Below are 19,904 nucleotides of genomic sequence, written 5' to 3' on the forward strand. Positions count from 1 at the left end.
GAATCCCATGAGCAGCATTCCGCCCGTCGGCGTCGTGGGCGCCACGCCCACGGCATCCCCTCCCCCCGCCGCCCCGAAGCAGACGCTCGACTCGGAGGTCTTCCTGCAACTGCTCGTCGCGCAGATGAAGAACCAGGACCCGAGCTCGCCGCTCGACACCAACGAGATGATGGCGCAGACGACGCAGCTCGCGATGATGGAGCAGCTCGTCGCGCTCACCACGACCTCGTCGGAGCATTTCGCGCTCACGATGCGCCAGACCGCCGCCGCGCTCGTCGGGCAACAGGCCTCGTACGTCGACGCGGACGGCACGACCCGCAGCGGTCGCGTGACCCAGGTGTCGTTCGAGAAGGGCGTCCCGCTCGTCACGATCGGCGGCACCGCCGTGCCCCTCGACGTCGTGTCGGGGATCTCCGTGACGGATGCCGCAGCGCCCGCGGCATCCGCATCCTGAATCACCTCGCCGACGCCCCGCCCCTCGCCCCCGCGCATCCCGCCAGTCCCACCGAAAACGTCAGCCCCCCCTCACCGAAGGACACACCATGCTCCGCTCGCTCTACGCCGGCATCTCCGGCCTCCGCTCGCACCAGACCATGCTCGATGTGACGGGCAACAACATCGCCAACGTCAACACCGTGGGGTTCAAGGCGGGATCGGTCCAGTTCCAGGACACGCTCTCGCAGATCGTGCAGAACTCCCGCGCGGCGCAGGCCGGCGCCGGCGGCACGAACGCCGCTCAGGTGGGCCTGGGCACCCAGGTCGCCGCCGTCCGCACCAACTTCACGCAGGGGTCGCAGCAGGCCACCGGCGTGCCCACCGACCTCATGATCGCCGGCGACGGCTTCTTCGTCGTGCGCAACGGTGCCGAGACGCTCTACACGCGCAACGGCTCGTTCGGCTTCGACTCCGCCGGTCGCCTGACCACCAAGGACGGCGCGCTGGTCCAGGGCTGGACCAGCGTCGACGGCGTCGTGCCGACGGGCGGGCCGGTCGGCAACATCGCCCTCCCCGTCGGCGCGACCTCGCCCGGGCGGCGCACCGAGAACGCCAGCGTCACCGGCAACCTGCCCTCCGGCGCCGCCGTCGGCGAGAAGCTCGTGCGCGATGTGACCGTGTACGACGCGCAGGGCGAATCGCGGCAGCTCGCGCTGACCTTCACGCGCACCGCGCGCGGCTGGGATGTCACCGACGGCGCCGCGACGACGCAGCTCGCCTTCACCGACGGACGCCTGACCACGACGCCCGCCACCATCACCTCGGGGGGTGTCGCCGTAGACCTCTCGGCCATCACCGGTTACGCCGACCTCAGCACCGTCAAGCTCGGCGGGCAGGACGGTCGCGCGCCCGGCAGCCTCGTCTCGTACACCCTGTCGGCCGACGGCAGCCTCGTCGGCGCGTTCAGCAACGGGGCGACCTCGGTGCTCGCGCAGATCGCGCTCGCATCGTTCGACAACCCCGAGGGGCTCGAGAAGGCCGGCTCGTCGCAGTATCGCGCCGGAGCGAACTCGGGCGCGGCCGCGGTCGGCACCGCGGGCACCGATGATCGCGGCGGGCTCGTCAGCGGGGCGCTGGAGATGTCGAACGTCGACCTCTCGCAGGAGTTCACGAACCTGATCGTCGCGCAGCGCGGATTCCAGGCGAACGCCCGCATCATCACCACGAGCGACGAGGTGCTGCAGGAGCTGACCAACCTCAAGCGCTGATCGCCGCAGCGCACAACTCCTCGGAATCCCCGTGGGTTCGCCCGCATGACCCGCAGGCGGCGCCGGCTGCGACGGTCTCTGAGGAGTTGCGCGCGCGGCCGGTCAAAGCCACAGCGGGCGCGCTCGCGCTGATGCCGCGTCGAGCGCCTCCGCATCGAGCTCGGTGACCGTCTCGGGTATACCCCGGGCGGTCCACTCGACTCCGACCTCGAACGTCGCGCCGGGGGGCGTCGGCCAGACCCAGAACTCGCGCTCCCAGCTGTCGGCGTAGCCCTGCGGGCGGGCGAGTCCCTCGAGCACCGGCCCCTCGACCTGCGTATCGGTCACGTCGCCCCGCGCCCACGGCGAATCGTCCTGCGTCGTGACGGTGCGCCCGTCGGCGAAGCGGACTCCCCAGCGCAGGCCCGTCGGATCGAACCGCTCGTCGAGCTGACCTCGGCCGTGGGCGCGGTCAAGGTATCCCCAGATCCGCTGCCGCGCGAGCCGACCGGTCTCGGCGACACGCACCGCCACCCGCAGTGCCATGCCCTCTCGGTACACCCGCGCGAGGACGAGCGACACCACCGTGTCGGACGAGCGACCCACCTCCCGGTCGAGCGCCACGATCGCGGGCGCGACGTGCCACGGCGGGCCCATCCATGGCGGCATGTCGAGCGCCGGATGATCGTCGTCGGGGATGTCCCGCGGTGCGACGGGTCGGAAGAACGAGGGCTGCGGTGACGACGCTGACACGAGCGCAACGCTAACCGACCGCCGCGTCCTGCCGACAGTCCTCTCGGAGCCGCCGTACCCGCGACGACCCCGATCCCCCACGCGCCGACCGACGAGAAGGGCGACATGATCGTTCTGACACGACTGAACCGCCACCGGTTCGCCGTGAACCCCGACCTCGTCGAACGCATCCAGGCGAGCCCGGATACGACGCTGACACTGGTCGACGGGGCGACGTTCGTCGTCGCCGAGACGATGGATGCCGTCATCCAGAGCATCGTCGATTTCCGCGCCCGCGTGCTCGCGACGGCGCTCGGCCATGCCGCGGCCTCCGGGTCGGCATCCGGTTCGGCCTCCGGGTCGGCCTCCCCGGTCACGGGGGGCGAGCGCTGATGGATCCGTCACTGCTCATCGGCATCCTGCTGGCCTTCGGCGGCCTGTGGGCGATGATCCAGCTCGAGGGGGCGAGCCTCAACGCCCTGCTGCTGCCGGCGCCGATGGTGCTGGTGTTCGGAGCGACGATCGCGATCGGGATCGCCGGAGGCACGCTGCGCGATGCCGCGGGCGCCGTGCGCGCGCTGCCGCGAGCGTTCGTCGGCATCAAGGGCTCCACCGAGGCGCTCATCGACACCGTCGTCGGTTATGCCGAGAAGGCGCGCGCCGAGGGCCTGCTCGCGCTCGAGAGCGCGGTGGCGGACGAGAAGGACCCGCTGCTGCGCCACGCCCTCCAGAGCATCGCGGACGGCACGGATGCCGAAGACCTCCGCGTCGTCCTCGAAGACCGCGTCGCCACCGTCGCCGCGGAGCGCCGCACGGCCTCGCGGTTCTACTCCGCTCTGGGCGGGTACGCCCCGACGGTCGGCATCGTGGGAACGGTCGTCTCGCTCACCCACGTGCTCGAGTACCTCGACAAGCCCGACCAGCTCGGCCCCCTCATCGCGGCGGCCTTCGTCGCCACCCTGTGGGGCCTGCTGTCAGCGAACTTCATCTGGCTGCCGATCGGCACCCGCCTGCAGCGCCTCGCCGAGATCGAGGTCGACCGCATGACGCTCGTGACCGAGGGCATGCTCGCCGTCCAAGCGGGCAATCCCCCGATGCTCGTCGCCGAGCGCTTGCGCGCCCTCGCCCCCGAGACCAAGCCGGGCCGCGGTCGCGCGAAGGCGACGGCCGACGAGCCCGCGGACGCCGGGGTATGAGCGCGCCGCGTCGCCGCCGCGTCATGGAGTCCTCGCACGAGGGCCCCGACGAGCGCTGGATGGCGTCGTACCTCGACATGATCACCGTGATGATGTGCATGTTCATCGTCATGTTCGCGATGTCCAACGTCGACCAGGAGAAGTTCGAGCAGCTGCGCGCCTCGCTCGCGACGGGGTTCGGTTCGGAGATCTCCGAGACCCGTGACGTCTCGGAGGGTGTCGTCGTGCCGCCCGAGCTCATCGACGAAGAGGGCGAGGGGTTCGTCGAGACGCCGACCGGGCCGACGCCGGCCGAGCAGGAGTACAGCTCGCTCGACGACCTGCGCTCACGACTCGAGGGTGCTCTCGCCGAGCAGGGCCTGGGCGACGCCGCGACCTTCACGATCGACGACCGGGGTCTCACGATCGGTCTCGTGAGCGCCGAGACGTTCTTCGACACCAACAGCACCGACCTGAGCGATCGCGCCCGGGCCGTGCTCGACGCCGCGGGAGCCGTTCTCGCCGCCGACACGCACCTCATCTCGGTCGAGGGTCACGCCGACGCCCGACCCGCCATCGCGCCCTTCGTAGACAACTGGGAGCTCTCGACCGCGCGGGCCAACGGCGTGCTCGGCTACCTCGTCGACGCGCGCGGCGTGGCCCGCGAGCGCATCAGCTCGGTGGGCTTCGGGTCGTCACGGCCCCTCGCGGAGGGGTCGAGCGCGGAGGCCCTCGCCCAGAACCGCCGCGTCGACCTCGTCGTGCTCTCGGATGCCGACGCCCAGGTGCGCGGCGAGCTCGCCGGCCTCGCCGCCGCCGACGGCTGACCCCGCGCCGCGCCGTCGCGCTGGCCAGCGCTCACCTGGCAGCTCCCACCTCATCCCGGGCCCCGAGCGGGCAGCAACTGCCAACCCAAAGCCGACGCGCGCCCACACCCAGCATCCAGATGGCAACTCCCGCCCCAAACCGGGCTCTGAGTGGGCAGCCACTGCCAACCCTGGTCCAGCCCGCGCCCGAACCAGAGCCCTAGCCAGCATCTGCCCGCCAGCTCCCGCCCCAACCGGGCACTGAGTGCAGCACCTGCCAACCCAACCCTGGCGCGCGCCCGCGGCCAGCGCTCACCTGGCAGCCCCCGCCCCAACCCAGGCTCCGAGCGGGCGCCAACTGCCACCCCAACCCAAGCTCACACCACCCCCAGCACCCAGCTGGCACCTCCCGCCCCAACCCGGGCCCCGAACGGGCGCGAACTGCCACCCCAACCCAAGCCCACACCACCCCCAGCACCCAGCTGGCACCTCCCGCCCCAACCCGGGCCCCGAGCGGGCGCGAACTGCCACCCCAACCCAAGCCCGCGACGCCGAGCGGGCGCGGCCCGCGCCTAACGGAGCCACACGCGTGACCGATAGTCCCCGCCGTGCAGACCGTGCCGATCGCCCCGAGCGCGCGAACCGAGGATGCCGCGACCGCGGCCCCGGAACGCTACGACTTCGGCCGACCCGCGGCACTGTCGCGTGAGCACACGCGCGCTCTCGCCGGGGCTTTCGACGCCTTCGCGCGTCAGTGGGCGATGCTCCTCGCTGCGAAAGCCCGCGTGCGCGCGCACATCGCCCTCGAGCGGGTGAGCCTGGAGACCTACGACGAGTACGTCGCGACCGTCCCGCCGACGACGACGCTCGTGCTGTGCTCGGATGCGGCCTCCGACGACCGCGCCGTCATCGAGTTCCCCCTGCCGTCGGCCCTGTCGTGGATCGTGAAGATGCTCGGTGGCGACGGCTCGCAGCGCCCGGAGGCCCGCGCTCTCACGGCGATCGAGCAGGCGCTGATCCGGTCGCTCATGGACGAGACCCTCGGGCATCTCCGCACGGCCCTCGGCTCGCTCCTGCCCCGCGAGCTGAGCGTCGGCGCGGTGCAGTACAACGCCGCCTTCGCCCAGGTCGTCGGCGGTCAGGACCTCGTGGTCGTCGCCCGGTTCTCGATGCGCCTGGCCGACCGCACCGAGACCGCGACGATCGCCCTCCCCGCCGCGACGTTGCTCGAACGCCTGTCCGACAGCGCTTCGGCGCCGCGTGCGACGAACGACCCCGGCCTCGTCCGCCGGCACATCGAGCAGACCCCCGTCGAGGTGACGCTGCGGCTCGCGCCGCGCGCCGTGCGGCCCGCCGAGGTCCTCGACCTCGCGGTCGGCGACGTCATCTCGCTCGCACACGCGGCCGAGCGTCCCCTCGATCTCGCCGTCGACGAACACGTCGTCGCATCCGCTGCCATCGGGTCGCACGGCGCGCGCCTCGCGTGCGTCGTGACGGCATCCGATCTCTCCCCCGCGCTGTCCGAGGAGTCGTCATGACCAGCACCACCACCCACGAGGCCGCGGCCGCGGCCGCATTCGCCGACCGGCTGCCCACGGCGTCGCGCATCACGGCCCGACCCGGCACGAACGCGGGCGAGACCGGCGATGCGGTCATCGTCTCGTCGGTCGGCGACACGAGCGCGGCGCTCGCGGTCGTCGTGTTCGACGAGTCTGCCCTCGTCGGCGCCGACGCCGGACTGCCGTTGCACGAGCGGCTGCGCGACGCCCTCGACGCCGCCGCGACGGCGTTCGGGCCGAGCGTGCTCGGCGAGGCCACCATCGGCGACGCCTCGTCGCTCTTCGCGCACCCGGCCGCGCAGGTGTTCGACCTCGTCGACGAGGATGCCCGCGTGATCGGGCGCCTCGCGGTTCGCGTATCGCACCCCGCCGCGGCCTCGCCTCGTCGCCTGCAGCGCATCGCAGGCGTGGAGATGGAGCTGACGGTCGAGGTCGGCCGCACGCGCATGACCGTGCGCGACGTGCTCGACCTCGAGCCCGGCCGCATCATCGAGCTCGATCGCTCGGCGGGCGCGCCCGCCGACGTCAAGCTCAACGGCCGGCTCATCGCCCACGGCGAGATCGTCGTCGTCGACCAGGACTATGCGGTGCGCATCACGCGGATCATCGAGAACGCGGAGGCCTGACATCGACGATCTGCTGCTCGCGCTGCGCGTCGTCGTCTCGCTCGGCGTCGTGCTCGGCATCGTGTGGGTGCTGCAGCGCCGCTTCTCGCGGAGCGGCGGCATCGGCGGCCTCGGCGGTGCGGCGGGCGCCCGGGCGAGAGGCGCGCGGAGCCGGAGGTCGGCACGCTCGGATGCCGTCACCGACATCACCGTCGTCGCCAAGCGCGGCATCGGGCCGAAGGCGCAGGTCGCCGTGGTCGAGATCGACGGCGCCCGCTACGTGCTCGGCATCACCGAGGGCGGCGTGTCGATGCTCGATCGGATCGACCCTGCCTCCGATGCCCCGTCACGGGATGCCGAGCACGACGAGCTCGGCACGAGCCGTCCGGCTCTGCGGGATGTCGCGGGCGGCGCGCCCCTGAGCCCGCCGGTGCCCCTCCTGCGATCGCAGGCCCGCGCCGAACGCACCGCCCGCCCGGCGATCATGACCGCGCGTGATGCCGCACAGGTGCTGCGCCGCGCCCTGGGCGCGTGACCTTCGGCGGCGCGCTCGGCGCGCTCGTGCTCGTCGCCGCCTCGACGCCGTCGTCGAACGGCGGCATCTCCGTCGACATCAACGGCATCGACGGTACGCCCTCATCGTCGGTGCTGACGCTGATCGGCATCACGCTGCTGTCGGTCGCCCCGGCGCTGCTGCTCATGATGTCGTCGTTCACGAAGATCTTCGTGGTGCTGGCGATGACCCGGAACGCGCTGTCGCTGCCCACGATCCCGCCCAACCAGGTGCTCGCGGGCCTCGCCCTGTTCCTGACCCTCTTCGTCATGTGGCCCGTGCTGACCGAGATCAACACGGTCGCCGTGCAGCCCTACGTCGACGGCTCGCTGACGTTCACCGATGCGGTGGGCGTCGGCACCGACCCGCTGCGCACCTGGATGCTGTCGTTCACGCGCGAGGAGGACCTCGCCCTGATGACGCGGTTCGCGGGGGCCGAGAACCCCGAGGATCCGGCGAGCGTCCCGATGATCACCCTCATCCCGGCGTTCATGATCTCCGAGCTGCGTGCGGCCTTCATCATCGGCTTCGTCATCTTCGTGCCGTTCCTCGTCATCGACCTCGTCGTGGCCGCGGCGCTGATGTCGATGGGCATGATGATGCTCCCGCCGGTGATGATCTCGCTGCCCTTCAAGATCCTGCTGTTCGTCCTCGTCGACGGGTGGGGACTCATCCTCCGCACCCTCATGGAGAGTTACGGAGCGGGCGGATGACCGGGGGCACGCGTGAACCCTGAGGCCGTCCTCGACATCGGCATGGAGGGCGTCGTGCTCGCCGCGAAGCTGGCCGCGCCCCTGCTGATCACGGCGCTCGTGGTCGGCTTCGCCATCTCGCTCCTGCAGTCGATCACGCAGATCCAGGAGGTCACGCTCTCGTTCGTGCCGAAGGCCGTCGCCGTCGCGATCGCGCTGGTCGTCTGCGGGCATTGGATGATCGCCGAGGCGATCGCCTTCACCCACACCATGTTCGACCGCATCCCGCACCTGCTCTCGGGCGGTTGAGATGCAGCTGCTGCTCGACTTCGCCTGGATCGAGGCCACCGGTCTCGCCGCGGTCCGCACGACCGCGTTCATCTTCATAGCACCACCCTTCTCATACGGTGCCTTTCCGGCCCGCATCAAGGCGATGGTCGCGATCGGGGTCGCCCTCGCCCTCAGCGGCACGGTCGCGCCGGGATACGAGAGCCTCGACACCGGCGCGTTCTTCCTCGCGTTGACCGCACAGGTCGTCACCGGCGCACTGCTCGGCTTCCTCGTGATGACCTGCTTCGCCGTCGTGCAGTCGGCCGGGGGCCTGATCGACGTCTTCGGCGGGTTCCAGCTCGCGCAGGGCTTCGATCCGCAGATGAACGTCAACGGCGCCCAGTTCACGCGGCTCTTCCAGATGATCGCCCTCGCCCTGCTGTTCGCGAGCAACGGCTACCAGCTGATCCTCGCAGGGCTCGCGCGCAGTTTCGCGGCGATTCCCGTCGACGGCGTGCTCGACCTCGCTCGCCCGGTCGAGCTGCTCGTCGACACGGCGTCACAGCTGCTCGTCGCCGCGCTCCAGATCGCCGGCCCTCTGCTGCTCGTGCTCTTCCTCGCCGACATCGCGCTCGGGCTCGTCAGCCGCGTCGCCCCGGCGCTCAACGCGTTCGCTCTCGGCTTCCCGCTGAAGATCATCCTGACGTTCCTCCTCGCCGGCAGCGTCATCCTCGCCCTGCCGGCTGTCGTCGGGGCGCTCACCGACCAGGCAACCGGGCTGCTGATCGGCGGCACCCGATGAACGGCGGCGTCTCATGAGCAGCGACAGCGGCGAACGCACCGAGCACGCCAGCCGGCGTCAGCTGCGCGATGCCTATCGCAAGGGCAAGCTCTCGCGCAGCCAGGACCTGTCCGCCTGGCTCGCCATCGGCACCGTCGCGCTTGTCCTCCCCGCCATGATCGGGGCGGGCGCGGATGCCGGTGCCGCGCAGTTCGTCGAGATCGCCGCGGTCATCCGCAACCCCGACCCCGAGCACGCCGTCGCCGTCCTGTCGTCGGCCCTCGGCAGCATCCCGGCCGTCCTCGGCACGGCGCTGCTGGCCGTCGCGCTCGTCGCGATCCTCGGGTCGGTCGCGCAGGGCGGCATCCACTTGCGCGGCGTGCCGACGCGGTTCGAGCAGTTCAACGTGCTGAACGGCGTCAAACGGCTCTTCGGCGTGCAGGCGCTGTGGGAGGGTGCGAAGGCACTGCTGAAGACCACCGCGATCGGTCTCGCGCTGTGGTTCGTCGTCGCCGGGCTCATGCCCGTGCTGACGATGAGTGGCGCGCACCCGATCACGCGGTTGCTCGAGATCGCCTCGAACGTCGTGACCGCACTGCTCATCACCGCGGTCGCGGTCGGCGTGCTGCTGGCCGCGATCGACGTCCTCGTGGTCATGCGTCGCAACCGCAAGCACACGCGCGTCACCAAGAAGGAAGCGCGCGACGAGCACAAGAACTCCGAGGGCGACCCGCTCATCCGCGGCCAGCGCCGCGCCCGCCAGATGGCGATGAGCCGCAACCGCATGATCGCCGCCGTCGGCGACGCGGATGTCGTGCTCGTGAACCCCACGCACATCGCGGTCGCCCTTCGCTACGAGCCGGGCAAATCGGCACCGCGGGTCGTGGCGAAGGGCCAGGGCCTCATCGCCGAACGCATCCGCGAGCGAGCCCATGAGGCCGGCGTCCCCCTCGTCCGCGACATCCCGCTCGCCCGCGCCCTGCACGGCGCGTGCGAGCTCGGACAGGAGATCCCGGGTGATCTCTACACCGCCGTCGCCCGCGTGCTCGTCTTCGTCGACGGGCTCAAGCGCCGCGGCGCTGCGCGCGGCGTTCACACCGTTCCCGAGAGGAAGGCACCCCGATGAACATCCTGAGAAGGTCGCTGGTGCCGATGGGGGTCGTCGGCATCATCATGCTGCTGATCGTGCCGGTGCCTCCGCCGATCCTCGACGTCCTCATCATCACGAACATCCTGTTCGCGCTGCTCATCCTGCTAACCGCCATGTTCGTGAAGCGGCCGCTCGATTTCGCGGTCTTCCCCTCTTTGCTGCTGGTGGCGACGCTGTTCCGGCTCGGGCTGAACGTCGCGTCGACGAAGCTCGTGCTGGGAGAGGCGCACGCGGGGCAGGTCATCGACGCGTTCGCCGCGATCGCCGTGGGCGGATCGCTCGTCATCGGCATCGTGGTGTTCCTGATCCTCATCGTCATCCAGTTCGTCGTCGTGACGAAGGGCGCCGAGCGCGTCGCCGAGGTCGGCGCCCGGTTCACCCTCGACGCCATGCCGGGCAAGCAGATGGCGATCGACGCCGACCTCAACGCCGGCCTCATCAGCGACACCGAAGCTCGGCGCAGGCGCGCAGAGATCGCCGCCGAGGCCGACTTCTACGGCGCGATGGACGGTGCCTCGAAGTTCGTCAAGGGCGACGCGATCGCCGGTCTCGTCATCATCATCATCAATCTCGTCGGCGGCGTCGCGATCGGCATGCTCTCGAAGGGCATGGAGCCGGGCGAAGCCCTCAACACATACGCTCTGCTCACGATCGGCGATGGCCTCGTCACGCAGATCCCCGCACTGCTCATGGCGGTCGCGACGGGCATGATCGTCACGCGCTCGGGGGCGGAGTCCGACATGGGCTCGGCCGCGGCGGCGCAGCTGACGCAGTCGCGCAACGCGCTGTCGATCGCCGGCGGCGCGGCGATCGTGATGTCGTTCATCCCCGGAATGCCGATGCTGCCGTTCCTCGTCATCGGCGCCACCCTGCTGCTCATCGCGCAGCGGGTCGGGCGTCGCGAGCAGACTCAGGCGGCCGAGGACGCCCCCGCCGTCGACCCGCGCGGCGCCGTCGACACCCCCGAGGAACTGGCCGAGCGGATGCGGGTGCACGCGCTCGAGATCCTGCTGGCGCCCGACATCGTCGATCTCGTCACCGGGGGCCCCGACGACCTGCTCGGGCGCGTGCGCTCGCTGCGACGCAAGACCGCGCTCGAGCTCGGGCTCATCGTTCCGCCCGTGCGCACCCGCGACAGCATCGAACTGCCGCCGTCGACCTACGTCATCCGGGTCGCCGGGATCGAGGCGGGTCGCGGCGTCGCGCCTCGGGCCTCGCTCCTCGCCCTCGGCTCGGGGCTCGAGACCCTGCCCGGCCGGTCGTCGCCCGACCCGGTCTTCGGGATCGACGGCAAGTGGGTGCCCCTCGAGATGCGGCACAGCGCCGAGCTCGCGGGCGCGACGGTCGTCGACCGCGCGAGCGTCATCATCACGCACCTCTCGTCCGTCATCCAGGCCCACGCCGCCCGACTGCTCAGCCGCGAAGACGTCCGTCAGCTCACCGAGACGCTGCGTCAGTCCAGCCCCGCGGCCGTCGAAGAGCTCACGCCGGCGCTGCTGTCGCTCGCCGAGGTGCAGCGCGTGCTGCAGGGCCTTCTCGCCGAGCGCATCCCGATCAACGACCTGACCCGGATCTACGAGGCACTCGCGCTGCGCGCCAAGACGACGACGGACCCCGACGCCCTGATCGAGACCGCGCGCCTCGCCCTCGGTCCCGCCGTTGCGACGCGGTTCGCCGAGCAGGGGCGGCTGCGCATCGTCATGATCGACCCGCTGCTCGAGCAGTCGATGCTCGAGGCCATGCGGCCGAGCGAGGACGGCCCGCACATCGCGCTCGACCCGCATCGGCTCGAGGCGGTCGTGGCCTCGACACGCGCCGCTCTGGAGGCGGCCGGCCCGGGGCCGGAGCCTGTGCTCGTGTGCGCCCCGTCGCTGCGTTCCGCCGTCCGGCGCCTCATCTCGTCGCAGACGGACGGTCTGCCTGTGCTGTCGTACACCGAGGCGACGGCGGGTGGCCTGGCGATCGACACCGTGGGCGTGGTCCGAGACACCGTCGGCGACGCGCAGGCCATCACGACCGCATGAGACTCGCGTCGGCCGCGGAGCGCGCGCAGCGCGTACGGAAAGTAGGGTGATCGAGTGCTGGTGTTGACGAGACGAGTCGGTGAGAAGGTGCTCATCGGCGACGACATCGAGCTCACGGTGCTCGAGGTCAAGGGCGACAGCATCCGGCTCGGCATCGAAGCCCCGCGGTCGACCCGTATCCAGCGCGCCGAGATCGTCGCTGCCGTCGAGACCGAGAACGTCTCGGCCGCCCGCTCGTCCGCGGACGAGCAGCAGGCCCTCCTGAACGCACTCGTCCGCCGCCAGGGCGCGGCCCCGACGGCGGACTGAGAGAGCTTCGGGCGGCGGGTCAGCCCGCGAGCGCCCCGGAGATCTCGTCGATGTTCTGCTGCATCCAGCCCACGTAGTCGACGCCGTCGGGCATGAGCTCGGTGAACTCCAGCACGGGGATGTTCAGCTCGCCGGCGAGCTTGGTGATCTCCGTCGTCTCGGCGCCGCCCGTCTGGGCGTTCACGATCACGATCCGCACGTCGCCAGAGCGCAGGATCTGCTGCGCCTCGAGGAGCGTCGCGGGAGGCACGTCCTGCCCCTCCTCGACGGCCTCGCTGAACGCGGCCGGAGTCGCGTTGTCGAGGCCCGCCGCGGCGGCCAGGTACAGCGGCACCGGCTCCGTCACGAAGATCTTCTCGCCCTGATGAGCCGCCGAGATGGTGTCGAGCGACGTCTCGAGACCGTCGATCCGCTCGATGAGCGCCTGGGCGTTCGCCTCGAAGGTGTCGGCGTTCGCCGCGTCGAGCTCGCCGAGCTCGTGCGCGATGTCTTCGACGAGGTGGGCGATCGTGTGCGGGTCGTACCAGACATGCTCGTTGAAGCCCTCGATGTGGTCGTGACCTTCGTGGTCGTGACCGTGGTCGTGGTCGTCGGACGCGTGGTCGTCGGCCGAGTGCTCGTCGGACGCGTGCTCGTCGGCGTGGTCCCCGTGCCCCTCGGCCCCGGGGAAGTCGTGCGAGAACTCGACCGCCGTGAGCACCGGAGCGGTGCTGCCGCTCGACTCGACGAGCCCGTCGAGGAACGAGTCGTAGCCCCCGCCGTTCTCGATGACGAGGTCGGCCTGCGACACCGTCAGCTGGTCGCGCGCCGACGCTTCGTACGAGTGCGGGTCCTGCGCGAGCGAGGTCACGATCGAGGTCACCTCGACGGCGTCGCCGCCCACCTCGGCAGCCAGCGAGCCGTACACGTTCGTCGAGGCGACGACGCTGATCTTTCCGTCGTCCGAGCCGCTCGCGGCCGGCGAGGAGGTACCGGCGCAGCCGGCGAGTGCGAGGGATGCCGCGGCCACGAGCACGGCTGCGGGGAGGAGTCGACGGGTCATACCCTCGATTGTACGTTACTGATAATCGTTCTCTTGACCGCAGGAGCCCGACATCAGCGGATTCCCACGTAGAAGCGCGACTCGTCGCTCCGGTGGAGCGCCAGATATCGCTCGAAGGGCCGCCCGTCGGCATCCCACGCGATCGACTCGATCGAGAGCACGGGCTGGCCCGGCGCCAGCTCGAGGAGCTCGGCGTCGGGCGGCTCGGGGACGACAGCACTGAGCCAGCGGTCGGCTCCGCTGGGCTGCACCCCGAAGTTGCGCCGGAGGTGCTCGTACAGCGAACGGTTCTCGAGGTTGGCACGGGCAAGGGTGGGAAAGCGGTCGTGCGGCAGCACCGTGTCGACCAGCAGCCAGGGCGTCTCGTCGACACGCCGCAGACGACGCAGCCGCACCACGGAAGCACCCACGGGGATGCGCAGCGCCTCGGCGTCGGCGGCATCCGCGGTCCCGACCGCGAAGTCGAGCACGCGGGTCGTGACCACCCGCCCCGTTCCGGCGAGATCGTCCGACGAGCCCGCCATCGAACCGACGAAGCGGAGGTCGGGTCGCGCCGGCGAGACGAATGAGCCACGGGCCCGCACCTTGTAGATCAGCCCGGCGCGCACCATGTCGGCCAGCGCCTCTCGGACGACGGTGCGCGAGACCCCGAAACGATCGATGAGCTCCGACTCGGAGGGCAGCGCCTGGTCGGGCCGCAGGCGCCCCGACTCGATCTCGCCACGCAAGGCGAGCGACAGCTGCTGCCACAGCGGGAGATCGGACGAGCGGTCGAGCGTCGTCGCTGCGGTCATGGGAGCCTCCTCGATCGGGCCGTCACGGCGAGCGTATCCGGCGCCGTGTTGACACCCGGCGGCCCGCTCCCTATCTTAGTCATCACCAACTTGTCATGACAGGTTGGTTGTTACGAGTTAGGCAGCCCGCACGCCCTCGTGACATCGGCACCTCGCAACGATGCGACACCAGGAGGCACAACGATGACGTTCCCGACCACCCGCCGCATGCTCGCCGCAGCGGCCGCGACAGCGATCTCCGCTCTCGTCCTCGCGGGCTGCGCCGGCAGCCCGACCGACACCACCGCCGGCGGTGAACCCCAGGGCCTGAAGGTGGCCCTGTCGAACGGGTTCGTCAACGGCTGGCGCCTGACCCTCATCGACAAGTTCGAGACGGAGGCCGCGAAGCTCAAGGAGAGCGGCGTCGTCTCCGACTACAGCGTCGTCAATGCCCCGGGCGAGAACAGCGCGACCGAGCAGGCGTCCCAGATTCGCAGCCTCATGCTTCAGAACCCCGACGTGCTCATGGTCATCCCGGCATCCTCGACCGCCCTCGTCCCCGTCATCGAGGAGGCGTGCGCCGCCGGCATCACCGTCGTGATCGTCGACGCCGACATGGACACCAGCTGCGGCGTCGTCGTGCGCAACGACTACGGGCAGTGGGGCGCCGACTCGCTCCAGCCCGCCCTCGACGCCATCGACGGCAAGGGCGACATCATCCTCAACCGGGGCGTCATCGGCTCGCAGCCCGACGAGGCGTTCTACGCCCGCCAGCAGGAGATCCTCGCCGGCTACCCCGACGTGAAGGTCGCCGCCGAAGTGAACGGCTTCTGCGACGCCGCGACGGCGCAGAAGGAGATCGTCGCGATCCTCGGCTCGATGCCGACGATCGCCGCGGTTCCCGGATGCATCGGCGGCATGGGCGTCGTCCAGGCCTTCCAGTCGGCCGGGCGCGACATCCCGGTCGTCGTCTTCGACACCGACGGCAAGTCGCTGTCGTTCTGGAAGGAAAGCGGCATCGACAACGGGTCGTTCGCGGCGCTGACCGATCCCGGACAGATCGTCGCCGCCCTCTACGCCGCCATCGCCAAGCTGCGCGGCGACGAGGTGCCCGACGACGTGGTCCTCCCGCTCGTGCAGGTCACGCAGGAGAACCTCGACTACTGGGTCGAGACCCTCGGCACCGACGAGTACGCCGCCAACGCCTGGGACGAGGCGACCACCGACGCCGCCATCGCGGCTCTGCTGGCCGGCGACGACGTCGCCACGCCCGCACTGCCCTGACACCCGGTGATGCCGTGGCCGACCAGCTCGAACCAGGAGACCCGATGACAACCCTGTCGCACACCCCCGCGACCGCACCCTCGGACGTGGCGCTCGTCACGGCCGAGGCCGTCGCCAAACGGTATGGAAACACGACGGCCCTGGCCGGGATCGACATCTCGGTGTCGGCCGGCGAGATCCTCGGCCTGGTCGGCCACAACGGCGCCGGCAAGAGCACCCTCATGCGGGTGCTCGCCGGGCGCGAGCAGCCCGAGGCCGGCAGCATCCGCTGGCAGACCGGCGCCGCGACCGCGAAGCCCGGCACCGAGCAGCCCGGTGTGCGGATGATCTACCAGGAGCTCGCCCTCTGCCCCGACCTCACGGTCGCCGAGAACATCGCGCTCTCGGATGCCGGCACCCGAGGTGCGGGCTGGAACCGCCGCGCCGAGCGGCGGGTGTCGCGCAAGCTCGACGAGGTCTTCCCCGGACACGGCGTCTCGGCGCTGCGCCGGGCCGGCGACCTCACGATGGCGCAGCGGCAGATGGTCGAGATCGCGCGCGCACTGTGCACGCCGTCGCTGTCGCTGCTCATCCTCGACGAGCCGACCGAATCGCTCAGCATCAACGCGACCCGCCAGCTCTACGACGCCCTCCGCGGCCTCGCGGCCGAGGGCGTCGGCATGGTCCTCATCTCCCACCGGATGCAGGAGGTGCTGGCCCATGCCGACCGGATCGCCGTCATGAAAGACGGACGCGTGGTCGACGTGGTCTCGGCGCGAGAGACCGACGAGGACGCACTGCTGGCGGCCATGGGCGGCGAGGTGCACGCCGACACCGCCACGGTGCGCCGGGTGAGCGCGGCGAGCGCTCGGCCCGAGATCGACGCGACGGGCACCGTCGCCCGGATCGACGGAGGCGAGGTGCCGTTCTCGGTCTCACCGGGCGAGATCGTGGGCCTCGCCGGCCTCGCCGGCCACGGTCAGGACGAGCTGCTGCACCGGCTCTGGGCCAACGCGCGCGGCGTCCGTGTCGTACGCGGGCGCGCCTACGTTCCCGGCGACCGCCAGACCAGCGGGATCTTCTCGCTCTGGAACGTCGCCGACAACCTCACCGTCTCGGCCACGCGTCATCTCGCGAGGGCCGGTATCGTCCCGCCCGCCCGGCGCCGGCGGCTCGCGGAGGAATGGGTGCAACGCCTGAACGTGAAAGGCGGCGCACGCGCACCGATCACGTCACTGTCGGGCGGGAACCAGCAGAAGGTCATCGTGGCGCGGGCGTTCGCGACCGATGCTCCCCTGGTGCTGCTCGACGACCCCTTCCGCGGCGTCGACGTCACCACGAAGAACGAGCTCTACGCCCTCATGCGCGTCGAGGCCGCACGCGGCCGCTCGATCGTCTGGTACTCCACCGAGAACGGCGAGATGGCGCATTGCGACCGTGTCTACGTCTTCCGTGCCGGGCGCGTCGTCAGCGAGCTCGCGGGCGACGACATCACCGACGAGCGCATCATCGCGGACTCGTTCGGAATCGACGCCGAGACAGTCCAGGAGGACCGATGACCACCGACGTGCTCTCCCCACCCACCGCGCCGCAGCGCCTGCGCGCCTCCGCCGTCAACGGATCGCCCGCTCTCCTCGCACTCGTCGCGCTCATCGCGATCTTCGCCGTGACCGCCGTCCTGCAGCCCGGGATCCTCAGCGTGCCTGGCCTGACCCTGATGCTGATGTCGTCGGTGCCGCTCGTGCTCGCCGCCCAAGCGCAGATGATCATGATGGCCGTCGGCGACATCGACCTGAGCGTCGGCTATCTCGTCGGCCTCATCACGGTCATCGCGGCGACGCTTCTGCGGGAGACCCCCGCCCTCGCGATCGCCATGATCGCCGGCATCCTCGTCGTGTACGCACTGCTCGCCTGGGTGGTGCAGCGCCGCGGGGTGCCCTCGATCATCCTGACGCTGGGCATGTCGTTCGTGTGGCTGGGGATCGGACTGCAGATCCGGCCGACGCCCGGCGGTCAGACCCCCGACTGGCTCTCGGCGCTGTCGACCTGGCGGCCGACCTGGTTCCCGGCACCGCTCATCTTCATCGCCGCGGCCACGGTCCTGGGATGGTGGATCACGCGACGCTCCCTCGCCGGGGCCCGCATGCGCGCGCTCGGCTCGCAGGCCGCGACGCTCGAGAAGACGGGCGCCTCGCTCGTCGCCACCCGCGCGACGGCATACGTCGCCGCGGCCGCGCTCCTCGTCGTCTCGGGCCTGCTCCTCGCCTCGCAGACCTGGTCGGGCGACATCAACGCCGCCGGCGAGTACACCCTCATGACGATCGCCGCGGTGATCCTCGGCGGGGGAACCTTCTCGGGCGGCCGGGCCCTGCCGATCGGTACGACGCTCGGCGCGATCACCCTCGGCCTCATCACCGTGCTGCTCAGCCTCATCAACCTCCCGTCCGCCCTGCAATCGGCCGCACAAGGCGTCATCGTCATCGCCGTGCTCGCGGGCCGCATGATCACCGAGAGGATCGCGCGATGACCTCCGCCTCCATCCCGCTCCCGGCGCTCCGCCGCGGCCCCGTCTGGCCCGCCTGGGGGTGGTCGCTCCTCGGCGTCCTCGCCGTGTGGGCGGTCATCATCGCTGTGCGCCCCGGGTCGCCCCTCGATCCCATGGCCCAGGCCCTTTCGCTCGCGCCGTTCCTCGTGCTCGTCGCCCTCGGGCAGATGCTGGTGATCACCCTCGGCCCGGGCAACATCGACGTCTCCGTCGGCACCGTCATCTCGATGGCCTCCTACGTCTCGGTCGGCGTGGGCGCCACGGCGGGGCCGGTGATCGGGCTCGCCGCCGGGGTCGGCTCCGGGCTCGCCGCCGGCGCGGTCAGCGCGGCCGCCATCCTGCTCCTGCGGGTGCCGCCAATCATCGCGACGCTCGCGACGAGCCTCGTCGTCACCTCTGCGACGCTCCTGCTGGCGGATGCCGCACGCGCCGGCGCCGACGCGGGCCTGCGGGCCTTCGTCACGGCCAAGGCTCTCGGCATCCCCGTCATCGCGCTCGTCGTCGCGGCCATGACCGTGATCGTCTGGCTCGCCCTCACGCGGACCCGCGTCGGCGTGGCGGTCATCGCCGTCGGCCAGAGTGTTCGCGCCGCCGAGCGCGCCGGTCTGCCGGTGGCCGGGGTGACGGTCACGGCCTACCTCGTCTCGGCGGGCCTGGCGGGGCTCGTCGGCGGCCTGCTCGCCGCCTTCATCTCCCCCAGCACGGTGCTCGGCAGCTCGTACATGCTCGACTCGATCGCCGTCGTCGTGATCGGCGGCACCCTCATCTCCGGCGGTCGCCCCGTGCCGGCCGGCGCCTGGACGGGCGCCCTCTTCTTCGTGCTGCTGTCGGGACTGCTCAACCTCGTGGGGTGGTCGATCGGCGCTCAGAACGTGCTCAAGGGCGTGCTCGTCGTCCTCGTCGTCGTGATCGCCTCGGCCGCCACCGGAACCGGCCGCAGCTCTCTGCACCGGCTGCGGGTGAGCCTGCGTCGCCCCGCCTCCGTTCCCTCGGCCCGACGCGCCGACACCGACCCCATCCCGAAGAACAAGGAGAACATCCATGGCTGACCTCGACGACCTGCGTGAGGGAACCGACTACTCCGGCCCCGCCGTGGCCGGAACCGGCTACCCCATCAAGGGCCAAGCAGGCCAGGACTGGGGGATGCGCGCGCGACTGTCGCGCGTGTTCGACCCCCGCGACGGCAAGACCGTGATGCTCGCATTCGATCACGGCTACTTCCAGGGCCCGACCTCCGGCCTCGAGCGGCTCGACCGCTCGATCCTGCCGCTGGTTCCCCAGGCGGACGCTCTGATGTGCACGCGCGGAGCCCTGCGCACGACCATCCCGCCGCACTCGTCGAAGGGCATCGTGCTGCGCGCCTCCGGCGGTCCCAGCGTGCTCAAGGAGCTCTCCGACGAAGAGATCGCCGTCTCGATCGACGACGCCATACGACTGGATGCCGCGGCCCTGGCCGTGCAGGTCTTCATCGGCGGCGACAACGAGACGAAGTCGGTGCGCAACATGACCACGCTCGTCGACGCGGGCCAGGCCACCGGCATCCCGGTGCTGGCCGTCACCGCGGTCGGTCGCGACATGGTGCGCGATGCCCGCTACTTCCGGCTCGCCACCCGGATCAGCGCCGAGCTCGGCGCGGCGTTCGTGAAGACCTACTACGTCGAGGAGGGCTTCGAGACGATCACCAGTGCGTGCCCCGTCCCGATCGTCATCGCCGGCGGCAAGAAGGTCGAGGAGCGTGAGGCCCTGCGTGTGGCGTCGCGCGCCATGGCGGAAGGCGCGGCGGGCGTCGACATGGGACGCAACGTGTTCCAGTCGGAGCACCCGGCCGCCATGCTCGCGGCCGTCCGGGGGGTCGTGCACGACGGCCTCAGCGCCGACGACGCTTTCGACCTGTTCCAGACCCTCTCCCACTGAACCGTCTCGGGGCGCCCGCGGGCGCCCCG

22 protein-coding genes are annotated in these 19,904 nt (G+C 71.0%); 19 read left to right on the forward strand and 3 right to left on the reverse strand.

What is annotated here, in order from left to right; all coding sequences use genetic code 11:
* Positions 1 to 7 precede the first annotated feature (7 nt).
* Both QUC20_RS15205 and QUC20_RS15210 read left to right on the forward strand, forming a co-directional pair.
* Positions 8 to 454 (forward strand): flagellar hook assembly protein FlgD, encoded by a 447-nt coding sequence (locus QUC20_RS15205; protein WP_289330422.1) that lies wholly within the window; start codon positions 8 to 10, stop codon positions 452 to 454.
* An 88-nt stretch (positions 455 to 542) separates the two neighbouring features.
* Positions 543 to 1,703: a flagellar hook protein FlgE gene (locus tag QUC20_RS15210; protein ID WP_289330423.1), complete on the forward strand. Its 1,161-nt coding sequence runs from the start codon at positions 543 to 545 to the stop codon at positions 1,701 to 1,703.
* Between the two features lie 102 nt (positions 1,704 to 1,805).
* On the opposite strand, the gene QUC20_RS15215 is transcribed toward QUC20_RS15210, so the two are convergent.
* Positions 1,806 to 2,435, reverse strand: coding sequence for a hypothetical protein (locus tag QUC20_RS15215; RefSeq protein ID WP_289330424.1), 630 nt, complete (start codon positions 2,433 to 2,435; stop codon positions 1,806 to 1,808).
* 105 nt (positions 2,436 to 2,540) lie between these two features.
* Between QUC20_RS15215 and QUC20_RS15220 the strand changes: the two genes are divergently transcribed.
* The 12 genes from QUC20_RS15220 to csrA all read left to right on the forward strand — a co-directional run bounded on the left by QUC20_RS15220 (position 2,541) and on the right by csrA (position 12,338).
* Positions 2,541 to 2,807: a flagellar FlbD family protein gene (locus QUC20_RS15220; RefSeq protein ID WP_120264040.1), complete on the forward strand. Its 267-nt coding sequence runs from the start codon at positions 2,541 to 2,543 to the stop codon at positions 2,805 to 2,807.
* Positions 2,807 to 3,610 carry a motility protein A gene (locus QUC20_RS15225; protein WP_120264039.1) on the forward strand — a complete coding sequence of 268 codons (804 nt, stop codon included), beginning with the start codon at positions 2,807 to 2,809 and terminating at the stop codon, positions 3,608 to 3,610. The genes QUC20_RS15220 and QUC20_RS15225 overlap by 1 nt, the downstream gene beginning before the upstream one ends.
* A complete protein-coding gene (locus QUC20_RS15230; RefSeq protein WP_289330425.1) occupies positions 3,607 to 4,416 on the forward strand; it encodes an OmpA/MotB family protein in 810 nt (269 codons plus the stop codon). Before QUC20_RS15225 ends, QUC20_RS15230 begins: the two co-directional genes overlap by 4 nt.
* Before the next feature lie 587 nt (positions 4,417 to 5,003).
* Positions 5,004 to 5,933, forward strand: coding sequence for a flagellar motor switch protein FliM (locus QUC20_RS15235; protein WP_120264037.1), 930 nt, complete (start codon positions 5,004 to 5,006; stop codon positions 5,931 to 5,933).
* Complete coding sequence (gene fliN, locus QUC20_RS15240; protein WP_289330426.1) at positions 5,930 to 6,580, forward strand: flagellar motor switch protein FliN; 651 nt, start codon at positions 5,930 to 5,932, stop codon at positions 6,578 to 6,580. Before QUC20_RS15235 ends, fliN begins: the two co-directional genes overlap by 4 nt.
* Complete coding sequence (locus tag QUC20_RS15245; protein WP_289330427.1) at positions 6,537 to 7,094, forward strand: flagellar biosynthetic protein FliO; 558 nt, start codon at positions 6,537 to 6,539, stop codon at positions 7,092 to 7,094. The genes fliN and QUC20_RS15245 overlap by 44 nt, the downstream gene beginning before the upstream one ends.
* Before the next feature lie 26 nt (positions 7,095 to 7,120).
* On the forward strand, positions 7,121 to 7,825 hold the full coding sequence (gene fliP, locus QUC20_RS15250) for a flagellar type III secretion system pore protein FliP (protein ID WP_289331533.1): 705 nt from the start codon (positions 7,121 to 7,123) through the stop codon (positions 7,823 to 7,825).
* A gap of 12 nt (positions 7,826 to 7,837) precedes the next feature.
* Positions 7,838 to 8,113: a flagellar biosynthesis protein FliQ gene (gene fliQ / locus QUC20_RS15255; protein ID WP_023953659.1), complete on the forward strand. Its 276-nt coding sequence runs from the start codon at positions 7,838 to 7,840 to the stop codon at positions 8,111 to 8,113.
* Position 8,114: 1 nt separating this feature from the next.
* Positions 8,115 to 8,876: a flagellar biosynthetic protein FliR gene (locus tag QUC20_RS15260; RefSeq protein ID WP_289330428.1), complete on the forward strand. Its 762-nt coding sequence runs from the start codon at positions 8,115 to 8,117 to the stop codon at positions 8,874 to 8,876.
* 13 nt (positions 8,877 to 8,889) lie between these two features.
* Complete coding sequence (locus QUC20_RS15265) at positions 8,890 to 9,981, forward strand: EscU/YscU/HrcU family type III secretion system export apparatus switch protein (RefSeq protein WP_289330429.1); 1,092 nt, start codon at positions 8,890 to 8,892, stop codon at positions 9,979 to 9,981.
* Entirely contained in the window at positions 9,978 to 12,029 is a 2,052-nt protein-coding gene (locus QUC20_RS15270; protein ID WP_289330430.1) for a flagellar biosynthesis protein FlhA, read from the forward strand. The genes QUC20_RS15265 and QUC20_RS15270 overlap by 4 nt, the downstream gene beginning before the upstream one ends.
* A gap of 60 nt (positions 12,030 to 12,089) precedes the next feature.
* A complete protein-coding gene (gene csrA / locus QUC20_RS15275; RefSeq protein ID WP_396652159.1) occupies positions 12,090 to 12,338 on the forward strand; it encodes a carbon storage regulator CsrA in 249 nt (82 codons plus the stop codon).
* 19 nt (positions 12,339 to 12,357) lie between these two features.
* Here csrA and QUC20_RS15280 read toward each other — a convergent pair whose 3' ends face one another.
* Together QUC20_RS15280 and QUC20_RS15285 are read right to left on the reverse strand one after the other, a co-directional pair.
* Positions 12,358 to 13,380, reverse strand: coding sequence for a metal ABC transporter solute-binding protein, Zn/Mn family (locus tag QUC20_RS15280; RefSeq protein WP_289330431.1), 1,023 nt, complete (start codon positions 13,378 to 13,380; stop codon positions 12,358 to 12,360).
* A 53-nt stretch (positions 13,381 to 13,433) separates the two neighbouring features.
* Positions 13,434 to 14,174, reverse strand: a complete 741-nt coding sequence (locus QUC20_RS15285; RefSeq protein ID WP_120264028.1) for a GntR family transcriptional regulator — start codon at positions 14,172 to 14,174, stop codon at positions 13,434 to 13,436.
* Positions 14,175 to 14,357: 183 nt separating this feature from the next.
* On the opposite strand from QUC20_RS15285, the gene QUC20_RS15290 reads away from it, so the two are divergent.
* The 5 genes from QUC20_RS15290 to lsrF are packed head-to-tail and all read left to right on the forward strand — an operon-like array spanning position 14,358 to position 19,875.
* Positions 14,358 to 15,437, forward strand: a complete 1,080-nt coding sequence (locus QUC20_RS15290; RefSeq protein WP_120264027.1) for a substrate-binding domain-containing protein — start codon at positions 14,358 to 14,360, stop codon at positions 15,435 to 15,437.
* 44 nt (positions 15,438 to 15,481) lie between these two features.
* On the forward strand, positions 15,482 to 16,975 hold the full coding sequence (locus QUC20_RS15295; protein ID WP_289330432.1) for a sugar ABC transporter ATP-binding protein: 1,494 nt from the start codon (positions 15,482 to 15,484) through the stop codon (positions 16,973 to 16,975).
* A complete protein-coding gene (locus QUC20_RS15300) occupies positions 16,972 to 17,943 on the forward strand; it encodes an ABC transporter permease (protein WP_289330433.1) in 972 nt (323 codons plus the stop codon). Before QUC20_RS15295 ends, QUC20_RS15300 begins: the two co-directional genes overlap by 4 nt.
* Complete coding sequence (locus QUC20_RS15305; protein ID WP_289330434.1) at positions 17,940 to 19,010, forward strand: ABC transporter permease; 1,071 nt, start codon at positions 17,940 to 17,942, stop codon at positions 19,008 to 19,010. Before QUC20_RS15300 ends, QUC20_RS15305 begins: the two co-directional genes overlap by 4 nt.
* Positions 19,003 to 19,875, forward strand: a complete 873-nt coding sequence (gene lsrF, locus QUC20_RS15310; RefSeq protein ID WP_289330435.1) for a 3-hydroxy-5-phosphonooxypentane-2,4-dione thiolase — start codon at positions 19,003 to 19,005, stop codon at positions 19,873 to 19,875. The genes QUC20_RS15305 and lsrF overlap by 8 nt, the downstream gene beginning before the upstream one ends.
* Positions 19,876 to 19,904: the final 29 nt, after the last annotated feature.

This window comes from Microbacterium arborescens (assembly GCF_030369635.1).
Classification (GTDB): domain Bacteria; phylum Actinomycetota; class Actinomycetes; order Actinomycetales; family Microbacteriaceae; genus Microbacterium.

What these genes read in the sequence shown, in the direction of transcription:
- QUC20_RS15205 (WP_289330422.1), top strand. Translation starts at nt 8, where the DNA reads ATGAGCAGCATTCCGCCCGTCGGCGTCGTGGGCGCCACGCCCACGGCA.
- QUC20_RS15210 (WP_289330423.1), top strand. Translation starts at nt 543, where the DNA reads ATGCTCCGCTCGCTCTACGCCGGCATCTCCGGCCTCCGCTCGCACCAG.
- QUC20_RS15220 (WP_120264040.1), top strand. Translation starts at nt 2,541, where the DNA reads ATGATCGTTCTGACACGACTGAACCGCCACCGGTTCGCCGTGAACCCC.
- QUC20_RS15225 (WP_120264039.1), top strand. Translation starts at nt 2,807, where the DNA reads ATGGATCCGTCACTGCTCATCGGCATCCTGCTGGCCTTCGGCGGCCTG.
- QUC20_RS15230 (WP_289330425.1), top strand. Translation starts at nt 3,607, where the DNA reads ATGAGCGCGCCGCGTCGCCGCCGCGTCATGGAGTCCTCGCACGAGGGC.
- fliN (WP_289330426.1), top strand. Translation starts at nt 5,930, where the DNA reads ATGACCAGCACCACCACCCACGAGGCCGCGGCCGCGGCCGCATTCGCC.
- QUC20_RS15245 (WP_289330427.1), top strand. Translation starts at nt 6,537, where the DNA reads ATGCGGTGCGCATCACGCGGATCATCGAGAACGCGGAGGCCTGACATC.
- QUC20_RS15260 (WP_289330428.1), top strand. Translation starts at nt 8,115, where the DNA reads ATGCAGCTGCTGCTCGACTTCGCCTGGATCGAGGCCACCGGTCTCGCC.
- QUC20_RS15265 (WP_289330429.1), top strand. Translation starts at nt 8,890, where the DNA reads ATGAGCAGCGACAGCGGCGAACGCACCGAGCACGCCAGCCGGCGTCAG.
- QUC20_RS15270 (WP_289330430.1), top strand. Translation starts at nt 9,978, where the DNA reads ATGAACATCCTGAGAAGGTCGCTGGTGCCGATGGGGGTCGTCGGCATC.
- QUC20_RS15280 (WP_289330431.1), bottom strand. Translation starts at nt 13,380, where the DNA reads ATGACCCGTCGACTCCTCCCCGCAGCCGTGCTCGTGGCCGCGGCATCC.
- QUC20_RS15285 (WP_120264028.1), bottom strand. Translation starts at nt 14,174, where the DNA reads ATGACCGCAGCGACGACGCTCGACCGCTCGTCCGATCTCCCGCTGTGG.
- QUC20_RS15290 (WP_120264027.1), top strand. Translation starts at nt 14,358, where the DNA reads ATGACGTTCCCGACCACCCGCCGCATGCTCGCCGCAGCGGCCGCGACA.
- QUC20_RS15295 (WP_289330432.1), top strand. Translation starts at nt 15,482, where the DNA reads ATGACAACCCTGTCGCACACCCCCGCGACCGCACCCTCGGACGTGGCG.
- QUC20_RS15300 (WP_289330433.1), top strand. Translation starts at nt 16,972, where the DNA reads ATGACCACCGACGTGCTCTCCCCACCCACCGCGCCGCAGCGCCTGCGC.
- QUC20_RS15305 (WP_289330434.1), top strand. Translation starts at nt 17,940, where the DNA reads ATGACCTCCGCCTCCATCCCGCTCCCGGCGCTCCGCCGCGGCCCCGTC.
- lsrF (WP_289330435.1), top strand. Translation starts at nt 19,003, where the DNA reads ATGGCTGACCTCGACGACCTGCGTGAGGGAACCGACTACTCCGGCCCC.